The 18,937-nt window shown below is 64.7% G+C and carries 17 protein-coding genes; 7 read left to right on the top strand and 10 right to left on the bottom strand.

The genetic code is table 11. The features are described from left to right. Positions 1-152 precede the first annotated feature (152 nt). The 8 genes from ISS20_RS04900 to ISS20_RS04935 all read right to left on the bottom strand — a co-directional run bounded on the left by ISS20_RS04900 (position 153) and on the right by ISS20_RS04935 (position 8,929). Positions 153-1,739, bottom strand: a complete 1,587-nt coding sequence (locus ISS20_RS04900) for a gamma-glutamyltransferase family protein (RefSeq protein ID WP_291434259.1) — start codon at positions 1,737-1,739, stop codon at positions 153-155. Between the two features lie 19 nt (positions 1,740-1,758). Continuing rightward, on the bottom strand, positions 1,759-2,595 hold the full coding sequence (locus ISS20_RS04905; RefSeq protein ID WP_066784088.1) for a sulfite exporter TauE/SafE family protein: 837 nt from the start codon (positions 2,593-2,595) through the stop codon (positions 1,759-1,761). Between the two features lie 12 nt (positions 2,596-2,607). Then, on the bottom strand, positions 2,608-3,663 hold the full coding sequence (locus ISS20_RS04910; protein ID WP_291434263.1) for an ABC transporter ATP-binding protein: 1,056 nt from the start codon (positions 3,661-3,663) through the stop codon (positions 2,608-2,610). A 10-nt stretch (positions 3,664-3,673) separates the two neighbouring features. Beyond that, on the bottom strand, positions 3,674-4,615 hold the full coding sequence (locus ISS20_RS04915; RefSeq protein ID WP_291434265.1) for an ABC transporter ATP-binding protein: 942 nt from the start codon (positions 4,613-4,615) through the stop codon (positions 3,674-3,676). Continuing rightward, complete coding sequence (locus tag ISS20_RS04920) at positions 4,612-5,514, bottom strand: ABC transporter permease (protein ID WP_291434267.1); 903 nt, start codon at positions 5,512-5,514, stop codon at positions 4,612-4,614. The genes ISS20_RS04915 and ISS20_RS04920 overlap by 4 nt, the downstream gene beginning before the upstream one ends. Continuing rightward, a complete protein-coding gene (locus ISS20_RS04925) occupies positions 5,504-6,490 on the bottom strand; it encodes an ABC transporter permease (RefSeq protein ID WP_291434269.1) in 987 nt (328 codons plus the stop codon). The genes ISS20_RS04920 and ISS20_RS04925 overlap by 11 nt, the downstream gene beginning before the upstream one ends. Positions 6,491-6,503: 13 nt before the next feature. Further along, complete coding sequence (locus tag ISS20_RS04930; protein ID WP_291434270.1) at positions 6,504-8,129, bottom strand: ABC transporter substrate-binding protein; 1,626 nt, start codon at positions 8,127-8,129, stop codon at positions 6,504-6,506. Positions 8,130-8,251: 122 nt separating this feature from the next. Continuing rightward, positions 8,252-8,929, bottom strand: coding sequence for a GntR family transcriptional regulator (locus ISS20_RS04935; RefSeq protein ID WP_291434272.1), 678 nt, complete (start codon positions 8,927-8,929; stop codon positions 8,252-8,254). A gap of 369 nt (positions 8,930-9,298) precedes the next feature. Here ISS20_RS04935 and pyk point away from each other — a divergent pair, with 369 nt between their 5' ends. Next, on the top strand, positions 9,299-10,735 hold the full coding sequence (gene pyk, locus ISS20_RS04940) for a pyruvate kinase (RefSeq protein ID WP_291434288.1): 1,437 nt from the start codon (positions 9,299-9,301) through the stop codon (positions 10,733-10,735). Positions 10,736-10,748: 13 nt separating this feature from the next. Here the strand turns inward: pyk and ISS20_RS04945 are convergent, their stop codons facing one another. Together ISS20_RS04945 and ISS20_RS04950 are read right to left on the bottom strand one after the other, a co-directional pair. Next, entirely contained in the window at positions 10,749-11,309 is a 561-nt protein-coding gene (locus tag ISS20_RS04945) for a phosphatase PAP2 family protein (RefSeq protein WP_291434274.1), read from the bottom strand. Further along, positions 11,302-12,063: a phosphatase PAP2 family protein gene (locus ISS20_RS04950; protein ID WP_291434276.1), complete on the bottom strand. Its 762-nt coding sequence runs from the start codon at positions 12,061-12,063 to the stop codon at positions 11,302-11,304. The genes ISS20_RS04945 and ISS20_RS04950 overlap by 8 nt, the downstream gene beginning before the upstream one ends. Before the next feature lie 103 nt (positions 12,064-12,166). On the opposite strand from ISS20_RS04950, the gene ISS20_RS04955 reads away from it, so the two are divergent. The 6 genes from ISS20_RS04955 to ISS20_RS04980 all read left to right on the top strand — a co-directional run. Then, positions 12,167-12,871 (top strand): response regulator transcription factor, encoded by a 705-nt coding sequence (locus ISS20_RS04955; RefSeq protein ID WP_099732317.1) that lies wholly within the window; start codon positions 12,167-12,169, stop codon positions 12,869-12,871. After that, entirely contained in the window at positions 12,868-14,259 is a 1,392-nt protein-coding gene (locus ISS20_RS04960; protein WP_291434277.1) for a histidine kinase dimerization/phospho-acceptor domain-containing protein, read from the top strand. The genes ISS20_RS04955 and ISS20_RS04960 overlap by 4 nt, the downstream gene beginning before the upstream one ends. 91 nt (positions 14,260-14,350) lie before the next feature. Then, positions 14,351-15,415, top strand: a complete 1,065-nt coding sequence (gene fba / locus ISS20_RS04965) for a class II fructose-bisphosphate aldolase (RefSeq protein WP_291434280.1) — start codon at positions 14,351-14,353, stop codon at positions 15,413-15,415. A gap of 316 nt (positions 15,416-15,731) precedes the next feature. After that, entirely contained in the window at positions 15,732-16,466 is a 735-nt protein-coding gene (locus ISS20_RS04970) for a hypothetical protein (RefSeq protein ID WP_291434282.1), read from the top strand. Between the two features lie 63 nt (positions 16,467-16,529). After that, positions 16,530-18,131, top strand: a complete 1,602-nt coding sequence (locus tag ISS20_RS04975) for a Re/Si-specific NAD(P)(+) transhydrogenase subunit alpha (protein ID WP_291434284.1) — start codon at positions 16,530-16,532, stop codon at positions 18,129-18,131. 34 nt (positions 18,132-18,165) lie between these two features. Beyond that, on the top strand, positions 18,166-18,937 hold a 772-nt coding region (locus tag ISS20_RS04980; RefSeq protein ID WP_291434286.1), incomplete at its 3' end, for an NAD(P)(+) transhydrogenase (Re/Si-specific) subunit beta.

Genomic DNA, 18,937 nt, shown 5'->3' on the forward strand with positions numbered 1-18,937 from the left:
TGATCTGATCGGTAGAGCTTGCCAGCCGGCCTGCGCGCTCTCGTGCCGGCTGGCGTTCGGGCTCCTCCAGTGCGAATGCCTGGCCTGTGAGGTCAAAGCAAGGCTGGTTAACGGGGCTGCACCCCACGGTTACACAACGCGCGGTCCAGGGTTCAGAGCGCAGCCACTGCGCCGTCGCTGCGTGGGTCTGCCGCGCCTTCGATGAGTCCATTTGGGTGGCGCACCAAGGCACCCGCGTGGCCCATGGTGTCACTGAAGGCTTCGGGCAGCACTTCCACCGCATGACCTGCTGCCTTGAGGGCTTGAACCAGCGCCGGATCGAAGCGGCTCTCCAGCTTCAGCGAAGTGCTCACATCGCCCCAGGTGCGCCCCAACAGCCAGCGTGGCGCGCTGACCGCTTGCTGCAGTGGCTGGCCAAAACGTGCGTACCGGGTAAACACTGCGGCTTGCGTCTGGGGTTGCCCCTCGCCGCCCATGGTGCCGTACGGCATGACGCGCCCGTCGTCAAATAGCGCCAGGGAGGGGTTGAGCGTATGAAAGGGCTTGTGGCCAGGCCGCAGGCTATTGAGCGCTTGCGGGTCCAGCGAAAAGCTGGTGCCGCGGTTTTGCCAGCACACACCGGTGTCTTGCAGCACGGTGCCTGAGCCAAACTCCCAGTAAACACTCTGGATAAAGCTGACCGCGCGGCCCTGCTGGTCGATACAGCCCATCCAGATAGTGTCGCCCGGCTTGCCCTGGTCGGGCCACGCCAGCGCACGCGCCGGATCGATTTGGGCGGCTAGCTCGTCCAGCGCCTGCGGGGCAAGAAAGCTCTGGGGCTCTGCGGGCAGGCGCTGCGGATCGGTCACGACGCGATCGCGCACCCGAAACGCGCGTTTGGTGGACTCCACCAGCCCGTGCAGGTGGGCAAAACCTTCGCCTTCGGTCACGCCCAGGCGCTCGAAGAGCCCCAGAATCATCAGCGCCGACAGGCCTTGCGTCGGGGGCGGCAGGTTGTACACCGCGCTGTCGCTCAGACGCACGCACAAGGCTTGCACCACTTGCGCCCGGTAAGCCGCCAGGTCGCTGGCCCGCACAGGGCTGCCCACACGCTCCAGCTCGGCGGACATGCGGGCCGCTAGCTCGCCGCGGTAAAAGTCGTCCAGCCCGCGTTCGGCCAGCTGTTGCAGCGTGTTGCCCAGCGCGGGCTGCTGCAGGACATGCCCCGGCTCGGGCGGGGCGCCGTTGACGAGGTAGGTCTGTGCAAAGCCCGGGGAGTCTTTCAGGCCGTCGAGCTTCAGGCGCGTGAGTTCGCTCTGGCTCCTGGTCACCGCCACGCCTTCGTGGGCGTGGCGAATGGCGTCTTGCAGTAGGCGCGGCAGTGGCAGCGCTGGGCCCCAGGCGCTGGCGATTTCCAGGGCCTTGGCCCAGCCCCCGATGGTGCCTGCAACGGTGAGTGCCGCCTTGGGGCCCCGGGAGGGAATGGCCTCCAGCCCTGCATAAAAATCAGGCGTAGCCATCGCAGCAGATGGGCCACATGCATCAATGGCCACCGGGGGCTTGCCGGGTTCGTGGATAAGCCAAAAGCCGTCGCCACCGATGGCATTCATGTGGGGGTACACCACAGCAATTGCGGCAGCGGCGGCCACCATGGCCTCCACTGCGTTTCCGCCGTCACGCAGGACGTCTCGCCCCGCTTGGGCTGCAAGATGGTGTGGTGCGACATGCATGCCGCCCAAAGCTTTGAGTGTGTGGATCATTCGTTGTCTCTTGGAAGTTTTAGTTGAATAGGGTGTAGGTCATGTGCAGCGCGGTCAGTGCCAGGAAGCAGGCGAATTCCATGCGCAACAGTCGGGCGTCAACGCTGGGCGCAAGCTTTGTACCCAGTGCAGCCGCGGCCATACTCGCAGGTGCGATCAGCGCTACGGCAAGGAGGTTGACGTACCCCCAACTCCACGGTGGCAGGCCGGCCACATGGGTGCCATTGATGATGAAGGCGAGCGTGCCCGCAATCCCGATCACGATGCCCAGCGTGGCACTTGCGCTGACTGCGGTGGGCAGCGGCACCCGCAACGCATGAAAAATGGGTGCCGACAGTGCGCTGCCGCCCATGCCAGTGAGGGTGGCCAGGCTGCCTATACCACCACCGATGAGCGTAGTGCCGACCGATCCTGGCAAGCCTGCGCCCAGCGCAAAGCCGGCAGGCCAGAAGGCCATATTCGCCGCTATCGAAATCGCTACACAGGCAAATAGGCCTGTGAGCCAACCACTGCCCAGGTAGTGGCTGGCCAGTGCCGACAGCATCACCCCCATGATGAGACCCGGTATCAATTGCTGGATCAGCATCTTGTCCAGATTGCCTTGCTGCGTGAGCGTCCAACGGGACACGATGGTCACTGGAATACTGGCCGCCAGGGAGGTGCCCACCGTCAGATGCATCCGTACCGATTCATCAATGCCTTGCAGGGTGAACAGGTGGTAGAGGACGGGCGCGATCACGAGGCCACTTCCTGTTCCGAGCAAGCCAGCTAACAGGCCCGCAATGGCCCCCACTGCGAGCAAAGCAGCGACTGACCCGACAAACTCGGCGGTTGCTTGGGCGTACAGCAGGTCCATGGTATGAGCCTCCTATGCAGGCACCACTGCAGCAAGGGGTGTCAGGGGGGTCAGGCAGGCCACCTGGCGTAACGCCGAGTAGCTCATCTGTGCAGGATCCGTTTGCTGGCATTCTTCGCTGGCAAAAACACAGCGCGAGCGAAACCGGCAGCCCTTGGGTAAGTTGGACGCGCTGGGTATTTCTCCTTGCAGGCTGACCGACAGAGGTGCGTCAAAACGCGGAAACGCATTCATCAGCGCCTGCGTGTACGGGTGCAGCGGAGCCTGGAGTACCTCGCGGGTCGGACCGGTTTCCACAATGCGGCCCAGGTACATCACGGCGACGCGCTCGCACAGATAAGCGGCAACCCCCAGGTCGTGCGTGACAAACACCATGGCCAAGCCATGGTCGCGCTGCAGATCCCGTAGCAAGTTCAGCAATTGCGCCTGTACGGACACATCCAGCCCGGCCACCGATTCGTCTGCGACGATCACCTTGGGCTCACAGGCCAGCGCCCTTGCCACTGCCACCCGGCGCACCTGCCCGCCAGAGAGTTCGCTGGGAAATTTGTGGCGCACGTCGGTGGGCAGGCCCACCATGGCCAAGAGCTCATCGACCCGCGCCGGGATTTCGCCCTCATCGCGCAGGGCGTGCAGGCGCACCGGCTCCGCCAGCACCTCGGCCACCGACATGCGGGGGTTCAGCGAGCCCCTGGCGTCCTGGTAGATATAAGCTACCTCGCGTGCAAAGCGCCGGTGCTGCGCGGCACTGAAGGAGGCAGGCTCGTTGGCGCCATACAGCACGCGGCCGTTGGTGGCGGACTCCAGGCCCAGCATCACGCGCACCAGGGTGGATTTGCCGGAGCCGCTTTCACCCACCAGCGCCAGAGATTCCCCGGCTTGGAGCGTGAGACGTATACCGTCGAGCGCCCGCAGCTGCCGGCGGCCACCATCGACCGGAAAGCTCTTTTCCACGTCCAGCAAGGAAAAGAGGGGCAGGGCTTGATGGGCGGTTGGCGCGTTCGAGCCTGTTGGGGCTGTGCGGGCTGTGGAGACGGGCAGGGCCAGTGGCTGGGTATCGGGTTTCATAGCGTATCACTCACAGGTTCCAGCAAGCCACGCGCACGGTGTCGTGCGCAGCAAGCTCGGGCTTTTCAGCGCTGCAGCGGGCACTGGCCAGGGCGCAGCGTGGGGCAAAACGGCAGCCCCCTGGCATGGCGGACAGCGGGGGAACCACGCCAGCAATGGGTTGCAGGCGTTCGGCATCGAACTCGATGGCGCTTGCCCGTAGCCCTTGGGTGTAGGGGTGGCGCGGGTGGTTGAGCACTTCTGCGGCGGGCCCCTCCTCAACGATCTGGCCGGCATACATAACGGCTACGCGGTCGGCTACCTGCGTTGCCAATGCGAGGTCGTGCAAGACAAAAATGGCCGATGCACCCAGTGCACGCACCCGGTCCAGCAGCAGCGCCATGATCTGGGCCTGTATGGTCACGTCCAGGGCGCTGGTGGGTTCGTCGGCGATGAGCAGCTGCGGCTCGCAGGCCAGTGCCATGGCAATCATCACGCGCTGCTGCATACCGCCCGATAGCTCGTGCGGGTAGGCCTGCAGGCGGGATACGGGGTCTGCAATGCCCACGCTGGCCAGCAGTTCGATGGCCCGCGCCTTGCACGCGGCTTTGGACAAGCCCCGGTGCCGTTGCAGCGGTTCTGACAGATGGCTGAGCACGCTGAAGCAGGGGTTCAGCGCTGCGGAGGCATCCTGAAAGATCATGCCCATGCGCACGCCGCGCAGGGGCCGCAGCACGCGTTCGGGGGCGGTCACCACGTCCACGTCACCCACCATCAGGCGGCCTTGCAGCTGCACCTCTGGCGGGCGCACCAGGCCCATGGCGGCATAGGCCAGCGTGGATTTCCCAGCACCAGATTCCCCGATGAGTGCTAGTGTCTGGCCTGCGGGCAGATGCAGTGACACGTCATCGAGCACAGCCACGCCGTTGCGGCGCAGCGTCAGGTGCTCTACTTGCAAAGAGGCTTGGCTCATGGCTTGTCTCCCCGGGTCTTCGGGTCGAGCGCATCGCGCAACCCCTCGGCCATCAGGTTCAGGCCGATCAGTAGCGTGGCCAGGGCCAGGCCGGGCATGCCGGCCATCCAGGGCGCCATGCTCACAAAGCCGCGCCCCTCGGCAATCATGAGACCCCAGTCGGGTGTGGGCGGCACCACGCCCAGGCCCAGGAATGACAAGCCCGAGGCCAGCAAAATGGCAATCGATATGCGCATGCCGGCCTGGATGAGGATCGGCGAGGCGATATTGGGCAGCACATGGCGGCGCACGATCTCGCGCTCGGGCACGCCCATGAGCCGAGCGGCTTCAATGAACGGGCGCGCCTTGACCTGCAGCACATCCGCGCGCACGGTGCGCGCAAAAGGGCCCACAAACGACAGCGCCAAAGCCAAAATCACGTTGTTCATGCCCAGCCCCAGCACCGCCATGAACGCCATGGCCATGATGAGTTCCGGGAAGGCCAGCAGGCCATCCACCACGCGCATCAGCACCCACTCGGTACGGCCACCGCGCAGGCCGGCGAGCAGGCCCACCGCCACGCCCACCACCAGGCCCAGTGCGACCGATGCAAACCCGATCCACAGTGCTGAGCGCGCCCCGTAGAACACGCGCGACAAAATGTCTTGGCCAAAGGAGTCGGTGCCCATCCAGTGCTGGGCACTGGGGCCCTGCATGGCATCCATGAAGTTTTGTTCGGTGGGCGGGTACGGTGCCAGCACGGGGGCAAACACCGCCGCCACCACAAAGGCCAGCACGATGCCCATGCCTGCCATGGCTTTTTGCTGGCGCCGCAGCAGTTGCCACGAACGCATGAGGTGCCGGGTCAGGCGCTGCCACGGCGAAGGGCCGCTGGCCCGGATGTTGGAGTCAGCGAGCATTTTTGCGCAACCTGGGATCAAGAAGGGAATAGGTACGGTCTACCGTGAAGTTAACCGCGATGAACAGCAGGGCCGTGATCATGATGCCGGCCTGCACCACCAGGTACTCTCGCGTCTGCACGGCGCTGGTGATCATCATGCCCAGGCCGGGCAGGGTGAACACCACTTCGGTCATGACCGCGCCGCGCAGCATGCCGCCCAGCTGCAGGCCAATGATGGTGATCAGCGGCATGAGTACGTTGCGCATGCCGTGGACCCAGATCACCCTCCAGCTAGGCTCGCCGCGTGCGCGTGCCGCTGCCATATAGGGCTGCTCCAGCACCTCCAGCAAGCTCGAGCGCGTCACCGTGGCGATCAGCCCCACATACCACGCACCCAGCGTGAGCGCGGGCAGCGCCAGATGCCACAGGCCGGTGAGCGGTTCAGACCAGGGAGACACATAGCCCATGCTGGGAAACCAGCCAAACGCCACGCTGAAGATCCAGATCAGCACCACGCCCAGGTAGAAGCTGGGGATGGCATTGCCGCCAATGGCCACTGCACTGGCAAGCAGATCCATCCAGCTGTTGCGCCGTACTGCGGCCAGAACACCCAGCGGAATGCCCACCAGCAGGGCCACCGCCAGCGACAGGGCCGCTAGCGTCAAGGTGACGGGTAGCGCCTGCAGCACCGATTGCTCGAAGATGTCCTGCTTGCTCACATAGCTCATGCCCCAGTCGCCGCGCACAAAGCGACTGAGCCACTGGACGTACTGCTGAAACCATGGCTGGTCCAGGCCCAGCTGGCGGTACAAGAGGTCGTAAGAGTCGCGTGAAAAATCAGAGCCCAGCATGATGGCCACCGGATCACCCGGCGACAGCTTCAGGAACATAAAGCTGATGCCTGATACGACCAGCAGCACCAGCGCGGTTTGGGCGATCGCGCCAAGCGGCCGCCATAACCGGTGGGCGCCCATCGCAAGGGAGGGGTAAACCATCATCGTGCTCCCATCAGGCCAGTGACACGGTGTGCAGGTTCAGCAAATCGGCGGGGATGTATTCAAAACCCTTGACTTTTTTGCTGAGAATCTTGAACACCTTCATGTGTGCCAATACCGCGAGGGGAGCGTCTGCCATGAGTGCATCCTCGGCCTCGATATACAGCTTGCGCCGCACCGCCACGTTGGTGGTGTCGGATGCCGCAGATACCGCTTTATCGAACACCGGGTTGCTGTAGCCCACATAGTTCCAGGGGCGTCCCGTGGACCACTCGGGGGTGATGGTTTCATCGGGGTCGAGGTCGGCCACCCAGGCTTCGTCGTACATGTCGAAGTCGCCGCTGTTGCGCCGCTGCAGCCAGATGGCGCGGTCTACCAACTCAATCTTGGGCTTGATGCCGATCTGCGCCAGCATGGGGGCAATGAGCTGGGCATTGCGGGTACCCAGGCCGCCGGAGCCAGTGAAGCCGTCGGTGACGATGTAGGTGGGGTTGATCTCGCCTTGCACCTTGGACTTGGCGCGAAACGCCTTGGCCTTGGCCAGGTCGAAGAACTGACCGCGCCCGCTTTTGGCAATGTTGGCGTCGTAAAAGCCCGTCATGGGGGGCGAGATGCAGGTGTAGGCCGGAATCGCCTCACCAAAATAGCTCTGCTCGACGATCACCTTGCGGTTGATGGCGAAGGCCACGGCCTGGCGCATGGCCATATCGTCAAACGGGGCGCGCTTGTTGTTCATGCCCACGAACGAGTAATTGCCCTCGACCTGGCCAAACACCTGGATGTTGGGGTTTTTGCGCAGCTGCGGAATGAACTGGAAGGGGCACACCGACAGCCCATCGACCTGGCCCGACATCATGGCAGCCACGGCCGCGCTGGGCTCCCGGATCAGGCGGATCACGACGCGGTCGAGGTGGGGCATTCCGGCTTCAAAGTAAGACGGGTTGCGCACCAGCTCGATGGAGTCGTTTTCTTTCCAGCTGGCCAGCTTGAAGGGGCCGGTGCCCACAGGTGCCCGGCCAAAGGCGGCACCCGATGTGTCTACCGCCCGCTTGCTCACGATGGTGCCTGCGCGGCCTGTGCTGCCGGTCAGTGCCACGGGCAAGAAAGCAAACGGCTTTTTGAAGCGCAGGCGCACGGTCAGTGGATCCACGATGTCGATGCCGTCGAGTTGCTCGAGCTTCCAGGCGTGCGGGGACTTGAGTGCGGCAGACTTCACGCGCTCCAGGCTCCACTTCACGGCCTCAGCATCGCAGGGGTCATCGTTGTGGAATTTCACGCCGGCCCGTAGCTTGAAGACGTGGGTCTTTTCATCAACCATGTCCCACTTCTCAGCCAGATCAGGGGCAAAGCTCACGGCCTTGCCGTCAAAGGCCACCTTGAGCAGGCCGTTGTAGATGTTGTTGATGATCTTGATCGAGCCGGCCGATGAGGTCAGATGCGGATCGAGAGTGTCGATGGCTTCGACCCACGCCAGCGTGAGCGAGCCGCCTTTTTTGGCTTGCGCATGGGCCGTGTTGATGCCGACGGCGGAGGCCGCCATCAAGCCCACGCCCGCCGCTGCGCCTTTCAAGAGGTCGCGACGGCCAAACTGGACGGCTAAGGTAGCGGCCAGGGCCGCTTTGTGGTCGGGGATAGACATATCAAAACTCCGGTGGGGGTTACAAAGCAAGGGCGAAAAATCGGGAAAAAACGGTGCCCACCCCTCCATTTCTGGGGGGAATAGACGGCGATGGATTGGTAAAGTAGCGCTTGAGGCTGGGGCTATGGCCCGTGCGCCAGCGGCAGTGCTTGCATCAGGTCCGGCAGCGTGTCGAGAACATGTTTGCGCATCGCCAGTTCGCAAGCGAGTGGATCGCCGTCGCGGATGACTTGCAGCAGCCGGTCGTGGTGTTCGCGGGTGCCGACATGCCGGTTGTCCATGGACGCCCATCTGCGCATGTGCGGTTCGACCACAGTGTGCAGGCTCGAAATTTGGCGCAGCAGGCGTGGTGCTTCGCTTTTGGCGCAGAGCAGTTCATGGAAATTGCGGTGCACAGTGGTCCAGTCGGCCTGGTTTTCGGGGTGGGGCTCCATCGCCTCCAGCAGTTGTTCCAGGTGTCGCAGATCGTCCGCTGTGAGGTGGGGCACCGCCATGCGCACGGCCAGGCCCTCCAGCACTGCACGCATCTCGAATACCTCATTCATTTCCTGAACGTTGGGGGCTGCGGCGGTCACGCCCCGATTGGCCTTGATGGTGACCAGTCCCTCGGCGGCAAGCCGCCGCAGGGCTTCGCGCACTGGCATGCGGCTGGTGCCGATTTCGGTGGCAATGTTGTCTGCCACCAGCCGCTCCCCGGCCCGGTACTTGCCCGAGCGCAGCGCGCCGAGAATGTACCCATATGCCTCGTCGTGCGCTGCGACGAGAGAGGCATCGGCCTTGTAGCAGTTCAACGTGGTCATAGGGCAGGCGTTTGTAAGAGTGGATCCAAGGATGTAAGAATCCATTTGCACAAAGCGTGCCAATGCGCGCGCGGACTGCAACGGGCTTTCCGGCTATGTTGATTGAGCCCTGTGCGCCTTAACGGCGCAGCCGATGGGCTGGTATGCACCACGCTGGGGTAGGCCAAGGCTTGGCATCCCCGCCACTGCAAATTGGCGCGCCTGTCTGGTGCGCGCGATGCTTGCTAATTGCCGACCAACGGGTTCCGAGGGGGGAAGCTGGCCAGTGGGTATGCGTGTCCAGTGTGTTTGGCAAGTTTCTGTAACCACTTCGTGTGAGAATTGAAACTTGATTACATTCCCAACGACCGAGAGAAAAGAGACATGTCCATGCCTACCCGCCGCGCCACCAAGATTGTTGCCACCCTGGGCCCCGCATCGAGCGACCCGGCACTTCTGGAGGCCATGATCCGCGCGGGGGTGAATGTGGTGCGGCTGAACTTCAGCCATGGCAAGGCGCAGGACCATATCGACCGCGCCGCCACCGTGCGTGCCGCGGCCCAGCGCGCGGGCCGCGAAGTGGCCATCATGGCCGACCTGCAGGGTCCCAAGATCCGCGTGGGCAAGTTTGCCGAGGGCAAGGTGCAGCTGGAGCCGGGCGCTAAGTTCGTGCTCGATGCCTCCCGCACCGAGCTGGGCGACATCAACGGCGTGGGACTGGATTACAAGGAGCTGCCGCGCGATGTGAAGGCGGGCGACCTGTTGCTCCTCAACGACGGCCTGATCGTGCTCACCGTGGATGCGGTCCGCGGCGAAGAGGTGCACACCACCGTCAAGGTGGGCGGCGAGCTGTCCAACAACAAGGGCATCAACAAGAAGGGCGGCGGCCTCACGGCACCGGCCTTGACGGCCAAGGACATGGAAGACATCCGCACGGCCATGAGCTTCCAGGCCGACTATGTAGCGGTGAGCTTTCCCAAGAACGCGACCGACATGGAAATGGCGCGCCAGCTGTGCAATGTGGCCGCGTCCGAGTACCGCCACAAGCCGGGCCTGATCGCCAAGATCGAGCGCGCCGAGGCCATCCCGCACCTGGAGGCCATCTTGCGCGTTTCCGACGGCATCATGGTGGCGCGCGGCGACCTGGCGGTAGAAGTTGGCAATGCGGCCGTTCCCGCGCTGCAAAAGAAGATGATCCGCATGGCGCGCGAGCTGGACAAGGTCGTGATCACTGCCACGCAGATGATGGAAAGCATGATCACCAACCCCGTACCCACGCGTGCCGAGGTGAGTGACGTGGCCAACGCCGTGCTGGACGGCACCGATGCCGTGATGCTGAGTGCCGAGACGGCCGCAGGCCGCTACCCGCTCGAAACCGTGGAAGAAATGGCCACCATCTGCGCCGCGGCCGAGGCGGCGGAAGACCACCAGCTGGATGCCGACTTCACCGGCCAGACCTTTGGTCGCATCGACCAGTCCATTGCCATGGGGGCGTTGTTCACGGCGCACCACCTGGGCGCCAAGGCCATCGTGGCCATGACCGACAGCGGCGCCACGGCGCTGTGGATGAGCCGCCACAGCATCCGTATCCCCATCTACGCCCTCACGCCCAAGGTGGCTACCCAGCGCAAGATGGCCATGTACCGCAATGTGCGTCCCCTGCTCATGGACACCAGCGCCGACCGTGACACCGCGCTGGACCAGGCCGAGCGCCACCTCAAGAGCCGCAACATCGTGCAAAAGGGCGACGTGTATGCCATCACCTGCGGCGAGCCGATGGGCGCGCCAGGTGGCACGAACATGCTGAAGATCTGCGTAGCCAGCTGAGGCCAGCCGCAGGTCACGGTGCGTTGCCTTGCGGCGATTTGTGCAGCAGGGCTTGCCAGCGCGTTGCCCGCGCAGCCAGTGCATGCATGGCTGCTGCCGCCAGTCCACCGGTGAGCAGGCCTGCCAGTACGTCGGACGGAAAGTGCACGCCCAGGCACACGCGGCTCCACACCATGGCCGCTGTCACTGCGACGGCCAGCCAGGTCAGCCCCGTGACCGGCCGCAGGGCGAGGCTGGCCGCCAGCGCGGCGGCTCCTGCCACATGCATGCTGGGAAAGCCTGCCCGCGCGGCGTGTTCAATCCACTGCACGCCAAGGCCCAGTTGCGCCGGGCGTGGCGCCGGGACGGCCAGCCGCAAAAGTTGCACCCCCACCCACGCCAGGGCCATGGACGCGAGCGCCAGTGCAAGTGCGCGCCGCTGCCCCGCATTGCCCAGCACAAAGCTGCCGAGCAGCAGGCCGCCCATGGCGGTGGGCAGTTGCTGCGACACCCACCGGGCTACCGTCACCACTGCGGGCAAGGTGGCGGCGTCGGCATTGAGGGCCTGAAACAAGGCCAGGTCGAGTTCAAGCATGGGAGCTGTCCGGTGGCGTGGTGGTGCTGGCGAAATGTGGAAAGCGCGGGCGCAGTGCTGTGGCCGCCAGGTCGCAGAGCCAGCCGGTCGTCCAGCACAGCCAGCCTGTCCACAGCGTGTGGCTCATGAAATGGGCGCCACGCACCTGCTGCGCCGCGCCCAGCACAAACCCCGCCAGCAATGAGCCAGCCAGCCACCAGCGGGCTGCGGCGGGTGCCTTGTGGCGCAGCGCAAAGTAGCCCCCCAGAAATGCGAACCCGGCTGACGCATGGCCCGCCGGGAAGCAGCGACCGCTGCCGCCATCGAGCACGCCCAGCGCCCAGTGCGACACGTGGCGTGCCACGCCGCCAAACTGCGCAAGGTCCCAGGGGCAACTGGTGGCGCTGAGGTTTTTGGTGATGCTGACCACGGCCAGCGAGAGCAGGGCACTCACGGCCATCTGCAGGCGCTCGCTGGCGTCCAGCTTACGCAGAAAGCCGCGTGGCCACCACACGCTCAGGGCCAGCAGCAACACCAGCAACCATCCCAGGCGGCGGGCTCCTTCGTGCAGCACCTGCACAAAAAACCACTGGTCCCGCATCGGAAATCCGTTGGACGACCCAAACACCTGGGCAAACGCCAGGTCTTGCCCTGCGGCATCCCAGGTCACCACACAGGCCAGTGCTCCCAGAGTCCAGACAAGCAGTGTGTGGCGGTGGGAGGGGGTTCGGGACGCAATGGGTGCGGTGGACGGCGTGACGGGCGAAGGCTGCATGGGCTGCAAGATAGGCGGCCGTACTTAACGCCGTCTTAAAGCCGATGCTGCCCTTGTCCCGCCCTTGTCCCGCCCCTGTCCGATGGGCTGCGACAATGCCCGCATGCGAATACTCGTGGTCGAAGACGATGCGGGCATAGCCAGTGGCCTGCGCAGCAATCTGCAGCAACGCGGCTATGCAGTGGATGTCAGTGACGGCGTCGCCAGCGCCTGGAGTGCCCTGCGCGCCGAGCGTTTCGATGCCGTGCTGCTGGACCTGGGGTTGGTGGACGGTGATGGCAGTGAACTGCTGCGGCGCCTTCGCCTGAGCCCGCCCGCCACCGGGGCCGCGTCGTCCGCCTTGCCGGACCCCTCTACACCGGTGCTGATCGTCACGGCGCGTGACCAGGTGCACCAGCGCATCGCGGGGCTGGACCAAGGCGCCGACGACTACCTGACCAAGCCGTTTGATGTGGACGAGCTGGACGCGCGCTTGCGGGCGCTGCTTCGGCGTGCAGCAGGACGGGCGTCGCCCACCATCCGTCTGGGTGATATCGAGCTGGACCCCGCGACCCGCACGGTGCGCCAGCAAGGCAACCCCGTGGAGATGTCTCCGCGCGAGTTTTCCGTGTTGTTGGTGCTGCTGGAGGCGCGGGGTCGGGTGCTGTCGCGCCAGCAGATTGAGGAACGCCTGTACAGCTGGGATGCCGCGGTGGAGAGCAACGCGGTCGAGGTCCACATCCACCACCTGCGCCGCAAGCTGGGCAGCGCCTGTATCCAGACCATGCGCGGGGTGGGTTACTTCATGCCGCAGGAGAAGCCCGCGTGAACACGCCCGCATCTCCTCGCCCGGCGCCGGGGCACCGCCCATCGTTGACCCGGCAGCTGCTGCTGTGGTCGTTGGGCGCGCTGGCCATCGTCTGGGGCAGCTTCGTCTTCATTGGCTACCGGACCGGTGTGCATGAGGCCGATGAGCTGACTGACGGGCACCTGGCCAGCGTGGCCGCGCTGCTGCTCAACCTGCGGGCCACCGAGGCGATGGAAGGCCCACAGCGGACCGAGCGCACCCCCACACCCTGGCTCAAGACGCCCGACTATCAGCAGACCATCAGCGTGGTGCAGTGGGATGCGCAGGGGCGGGTGCTCTCGCTCACGGGCTCGGTGTCCGAGCCGCCTTTCAGCGATGCCGAGGGGTTTGCCGACCTGACACTGGGGCCCGACAAGGTGGCCTGGCGCAGCTTTTCGCAATGGGATGCCGGGCGCACCCGCAAGATCATGGTGATGCTGGAGCTGCGCGAGCGGGACGAGCTGGCGGATGACATTGCCGGGCAGCTCATCGAACCCGGCTTGTGGTTGCTGCCTGTGGTGTCCCTGGCCTTGGGGCTGGCGCTTTGGCGCGGCTTGCGGCCCCTTTATGCACTGTCGGCCGATGTGGCGGCGCTGGACCCGGCCAGCGCCCAGCGCCTGGCCTCGCGCCATGCCTGGAGCGAGTTCGAGTCGGTGGTGGCGTCGATCAATACGTTGCTGGACCGCCAGCAGGTCGCCATGGTGCGAGAGCGCCGCCTGGCCAATGAGGTGGCCCACGAGCTGCGCACGCCGCTGTCCTCCATCGCACTGCAGGCCAGCGCCCTGGCGGGGGAACTGACGGAAGAAGCCCGTGCCCAGGCGCTGGCGCGCATCGGCCAGGATGCTCTGCGCGCGGGTCACGTTCTCAACCAGCTGCTGGCCCTGGCCCGCGCCAGCCGGGCTGAGCTGCACGAAGCCAAGGCGCCCGTGGACCTGAGCGCACTGGCGCGGTCGGTGTGCGCCGACTATGCCCAGGCGGCGTGGAAACGCGGCGATGACCTGGCCCTGTCAGCCCCGCCTGCGCTCACCGTGCCCGGCCATGCGGTGTTGCTGGACATTGCAGCGCGCAATCTGGTGGAAAACGCGCTCAAGCACACGCCCGAAGGCACCCAGATCGCGGTCCAACTGGGCGCCACCGACACCGGTGGCGCGTGGCTGCAGGTGTGTGACGATGGGGCACGCCAGCAGGTGGGCAGTGCGGTGGGCCGTACTGCGGCCTCACCGGTGGACAGCCTGCACCTGGGTCATGAAATCCTGCGCCGCGTGGCGGACATCCATGGGGGGCACTTTGGTGCCGCACCTGCGCTAGCGCCCTTTACCACCTGCTACCGGTTGGATTTGCCATCGCCCTCCGTGTTGTCCCCCGGTTAAAATTGCGAGTTACGAAGCGGTTACCACCGCGTTGCCCGGTGCTACAGCGCCTCGCCCCCTCCTTCATCAACCCACCACGGACCCCACGACCATGCCCCTCGTTTCGATGCGCGAACTGCTCGACCATGCCGCTGCCAACAGCTATGGCATCCCTGCCTTCAACGTCAACAACCTGGAGCAGGTGCAGGCCGTAATGGCTGCTGCGGACGAAGTGGGCGCTCCCGTCATCCTGCAGGCCAGCGCTGGCGCACGCAAGTACGCGGGCGAGCCCTTCATCAAGCACCTGATCCAGGCAGCGGTCGAGGCCTTCCCTAACATCCCGCTGGTGATGCACCAGGACCACGGCACCTCGCCCAAGATTTGCCAGGGTGCGATCGACCTGGGCTTTGGCTCGGTGATGATGGACGGCTCGCTGATGGAGGACGGCAAGACGCCTTCGTCGTTTGACTACAACGTTGAAGTGACGCGCAAGGTGGTGGACATGGCGCACAAGGTGGGCGTGACGGTCGAAGGCGAACTGGGCTGCCTGGGCAACCTCGAAACCGGGGACGCGGGCGAAGAAGACGGCATTGGTGCGGTCGGCAAGCTCGATCACAGCCAGATGCTGACCGACCCCGAAGAGGCCGCGGTGTTCGTGAAGGCCACGCAGCTGGACGCACTGGCCATTGCCATCGGCACCAGCCACGGCGCCTACAAGTTCAGCCGCAAGCCCACGGGCGACATCCTGGCCATCAGCCGTGTGAAGGAAATCCACCAGCGCATCCCCAACACCCACCTGGTGATGCATGGCTCCTCGTCGGTGCCTGCCGAGTTGCTGGCCATCATCAACCAGTACGGCGGCAAGATGAAGGAAACCTACGGCGTGCCGGTCGAGGAAATCCAGGAAGCCATCAAGCACGGCGTGCGCAAGATCAACATCGACACCGACATTCGCTTGGCGATGACTGGCGCGGTGCGCAAGTTCCTGTTCGAAAACCCCGACAAGTTCGACGCCCGCGAATGGCTCAAGCCCGCTCGCGAAGCGGCCAAGCAGGTCTGCAAGCAACGTTACCTGGAGTTCGGCTGCGAAGGCCAGGGCAGCAAGATCAAGGGCCTGAGCCTGCAGGCCGTGGCTGCGCAGTACGCTTCGGGTGCGTTGGCCCAAGTGGTGAACTGATCAACGGCACAAGGCCCTTCGGGGCCACTGCCCAGCCTGGCTGCATTGTGCTGCCAGGCTTTTTTTTGCCCAGTCGCCGCGTTGACTGGGGAGTTCCCTCTACAGAAGACAAAGGCGACAGCGATAAGAATTTCTTCATGTAAGCTCGCGGTCAGCTTGCCCACCGGCAGCGCCGCAAGAAGTGTCCGATACCAGGGCGCTTTCAACACATTTCTCACCAGCTACACCGAGCTGGTTGTTGCATGGCAAGAGCCGTCGAGGGACGGACTCGGGTGCCGTGGGATGATTGAAGGCGAATTCGTATGAACCTTTCTCTATGACTCTGACCATTTCAAAGTTTCGGCGGCTGTTGCCTCTCTTGTCTGTGTTGGCTGTGACGATGTTCACGGTGGCGTGCGCGCCCCTGACCGTTCCTCCCAAGTCCGAATATCCCGTGGGTCGTGCCCGTCTGGTCTTGCCGCCGGGGGCGTGGCAGGACCTGGGTACTTCCGATGAAGCCATTGCCGGTTCTGGAGGCCGCACCTCACTTCAAACACTTGACGTGGGGCTGCGTGGTGCGCAAGGCGAATGGTTGGGTGCGCTGCGCGTGCAGACCAACCGTACTGGCGACCTGCGTGGGTCTCCGCAAGGGGTGGGGTACTGCCCGGCGCAACAGGACGTCATGGTGAAGGATGCCGCCGATGGCAGCCCTGTGCGGGCCGATTGCCTGCGCTTCAAGCTTTGGGCGAGCAGCCCCAAGTGGCTCGAAAAGAACCGGCCCGATCTCGTTCAATGGATTGCCAGCCACCAGATCGCGTTGAACTCCCCCTATTCGTATGTGGGCTACCGCTACGTCACTGAAGCGGGTGTCTGGGTGGTGGTGGATGCCCTGGTCGATCAGCGGCTGCTGAGTTCCCGGCCGCGCAACAACGAAGAATTCCTGGTGGCCGGCCGGCCTGCCCAGCAATGGGCCTATGACCTGGCTCAGGCCGTGCGCCTCAGCTCCGGCATGGTGGACGGCCACCTGGCCATTCCGCCCTTTCCCTTCCCCGCGCCCACTTCCAGGCCCTAGCTCGCCAGTCCTCCCCTGCCTGGCGGCCTTGCATAACGATTACGAAACTTGAGGAGACCTCTGATGCAGACAAGCCCCGTCCCGCAGCCGCAGCGTATCGGCGTGCCAAGGGAAATCTTTCCCGGCGAAAAGCGCGTGGCCACCGTGCCCGATGTGGTGGAGAAGCTGATCAAGCTGGGCTTCACTGTCACGGTGGAGTCTGGGGCTGGGGATGCCGCCAATTTCAGTGACGACGCCTACCGCGCCGCAGGCGCCCAGATTGTTTCCGATGCCGCCGCGCTGTGGGCTGCATCCGATATCGTCTTCAAGGTCCGCCCGCCCAGCACCGATGAAGTGGCGCTGATGCGCGAGGGCACGACCCTCATCGACTTCATCTGGCCCGCCCAGAACCCCGAACTGATGCAGCAGCTGGCGGCCCGCAAGGCGACGGTGCTGGCCATCGACTGCCTGCCGCGCACGCTCTCTCGCGCCCAGAAGATGGATGCGCTCACTTCCACCGCAGGCGTCAGCGGCTACCGCGCCGTCATCGAGGCGGCCAACGCCTTCGGCCGCTTCTTCAACGGCCAGATCACGGCCGCAGGCAAAGTGCCGCCGGCCAAGGTGTTCATTGCAGGCGCTGGCGTGGCGGGCCTTGCGGCCATCGGCACCGCGGCCAACCTGGGCGCCATCGTGCGCGCCAACGACACGCGCGCCGAGGTGGCCGACCAGGTCAAGTCGCTGGGCGGCGAGTTCGTCAAGGTGGACTACGAGGAAGAAGGCTCGGGCGGCGGCGGCTATGCCAAGGTCATGAGCGAGGGCTTTCAGGCTGCGCAGCGCAAGATGTACGCGGAGCAGGCGAAAGACGCCGACATCATCATCACCACCGCGCTGATCCCAGGCAAGCCCGCGCCCAAGCTCATCACCGCCGAGATGGTGCAGAGCATGAAGCCCGGCAGCGTGATCGTGGACATGGCCGCCGAGCAGGGCGGTAACTGCGAACTGACCGTGCCCGGCGAGGCCGTGGTACGCCATGGTGTGACCATCGTCGGCTACACCGACCTGGCCTCGCGCCTGGCCAAGCAGTCGTCCACGTTGTATTCCACCAACCTGCTGCGCCTGACGGAAGAACTGTGCAAGGCCAAGGATGGCGTAGCCGTGGTCAATATGGAGGACGACGCGATCCGGGGGCTCACCGTGGTCAAGGAGGGTGCCATTACCTGGCCCGCACCGCCACTCAAGCAGGCACCACCACCCGCTCCCAAGGCAGCAGCGGCACCCGTGGCTGCCAAGAAATCCAGCCATGGCCCCGGTGCACCCATGTCCGCCAAGACGCTGACCATTGTTTTTGCCGTGCTGGCCGTGCTGTTCTGGGCCATCGGTGCCTATGCGCCGTTGGCCTTCCTGGGGCACTTCACCGTGTTCGTGCTGGCCTGTTTCATCGGCTACATGGTGGTTTGGAACGTCACCCCTGCGCTGCACACGCCGCTGATGAGCGTGACCAACGCGATCTCCAGCATCATCGCCATCGGTGCGCTGGTACAGATTGCGCCGCCCGATGCCGGTGTGAACGGACGACCGGACGGGCTCATCCTCTGGCTGGCCTTTGCGGCGCTGGTGCTCACGGCCATCAACATGTTCGGTGGCTTTGCGGTCACGCGCCGCATGCTGGCCATGTTCCGCAAATAACTCCATAACGACAAGAACACAAGGAGCACAGAACATGTCCCAAAGTCTCGCTACCGTGGCCTACCTGGGCGCGGCCATTTTGTTCATCCTGAGTCTGGGCGGGCTCTCCAACCCCGAAACTTCGCGCCGGGGCAACCTCTTTGGCATGGTCGGCATGGCGCTGGCCGTGCTGGCCACGGTGTTCGGCCCGCGCGTCAGCCCCGCAGGGGTGGCCTGGATCGTCGGCGCACTGGTCATTGGCGGCGGCATTGGCCTGTATGCGGCCAAGGTCGTCAAGATGACGCAGATGCCGGAGCTGGTCGCGCTCATGCACAGTCTGGTGGGTCTTGCGGCCTGCCTAGTGGGGTTTGCCAGCTATGTGGATACCTCGATCCAGCTGCAAGGCGCGGAGAAAATCATCCACGAGGTGGAGATCTATGTCGGCATCCTGATCGGCGCCATCACGTTCAGCGGATCACTGATCGCCTTTGGCAAGCTCAACGGCAAGATCGGTGGCAAGCCACTGTTGCTGCCCGGCCGTCACTGGATGAACCTGGCTGCGCTGCTGATCGTGATCTGGTTTGGCCGCGAGTTCTTGCGCGCCGAGACCATTGAACAAGGCATGGTGCCGCTGATGGTGATGACGGCGATCGCACTGCTGTTCGGCATTCACATGGTGATGGCCATTGGTGGCGCCGACATGCCGGTGGTGGTGTCCATGCTCAACAGCTACTCGGGCTGGGCGGCGGCGGCCACGGGCTTCATGCTGTCCAACGACCTGCTGATCGTGACCGGCGCGCTCGTGGGCTCCTCGGGCGCGATCCTGA

This window comes from Acidovorax sp. (assembly GCF_016783915.1).
GTDB lineage: Bacteria > Pseudomonadota > Gammaproteobacteria > Burkholderiales > Burkholderiaceae_C > Acidovorax.

Excerpts from the sequence above, each read along its gene's own strand:
- ISS20_RS04900 (WP_291434259.1), bottom strand. The coding sequence starts at position 1,739 with ATGATCCACACACTCAAAGCTTTGGGCGGCATGCATGTCGCACCACAC.
- ISS20_RS04905 (WP_066784088.1), bottom strand. The coding sequence starts at position 2,595 with ATGGACCTGCTGTACGCCCAAGCAACCGCCGAGTTTGTCGGGTCAGTC.
- ISS20_RS04910 (WP_291434263.1), bottom strand. The coding sequence starts at position 3,663 with ATGAAACCCGATACCCAGCCACTGGCCCTGCCCGTCTCCACAGCCCGC.
- ISS20_RS04915 (WP_291434265.1), bottom strand. The coding sequence starts at position 4,615 with ATGAGCCAAGCCTCTTTGCAAGTAGAGCACCTGACGCTGCGCCGCAAC.
- ISS20_RS04920 (WP_291434267.1), bottom strand. The coding sequence starts at position 5,514 with ATGCTCGCTGACTCCAACATCCGGGCCAGCGGCCCTTCGCCGTGGCAG.
- ISS20_RS04925 (WP_291434269.1), bottom strand. The coding sequence starts at position 6,490 with ATGGTTTACCCCTCCCTTGCGATGGGCGCCCACCGGTTATGGCGGCCG.
- ISS20_RS04930 (WP_291434270.1), bottom strand. The coding sequence starts at position 8,129 with ATGTCTATCCCCGACCACAAAGCGGCCCTGGCCGCTACCTTAGCCGTC.
- ISS20_RS04935 (WP_291434272.1), bottom strand. The coding sequence starts at position 8,929 with ATGACCACGTTGAACTGCTACAAGGCCGATGCCTCTCTCGTCGCAGCG.
- pyk (WP_291434288.1), top strand. The coding sequence starts at position 9,299 with ATGCCTACCCGCCGCGCCACCAAGATTGTTGCCACCCTGGGCCCCGCA.
- ISS20_RS04945 (WP_291434274.1), bottom strand. The coding sequence starts at position 11,309 with ATGCTTGAACTCGACCTGGCCTTGTTTCAGGCCCTCAATGCCGACGCC.
- ISS20_RS04950 (WP_291434276.1), bottom strand. The coding sequence starts at position 12,063 with ATGCAGCCTTCGCCCGTCACGCCGTCCACCGCACCCATTGCGTCCCGA.
- ISS20_RS04955 (WP_099732317.1), top strand. The coding sequence starts at position 12,167 with ATGCGAATACTCGTGGTCGAAGACGATGCGGGCATAGCCAGTGGCCTG.
- fba (WP_291434280.1), top strand. The coding sequence starts at position 14,351 with ATGCCCCTCGTTTCGATGCGCGAACTGCTCGACCATGCCGCTGCCAAC.
- ISS20_RS04970 (WP_291434282.1), top strand. The coding sequence starts at position 15,732 with ATGACTCTGACCATTTCAAAGTTTCGGCGGCTGTTGCCTCTCTTGTCT.
- ISS20_RS04975 (WP_291434284.1), top strand. The coding sequence starts at position 16,530 with ATGCAGACAAGCCCCGTCCCGCAGCCGCAGCGTATCGGCGTGCCAAGG.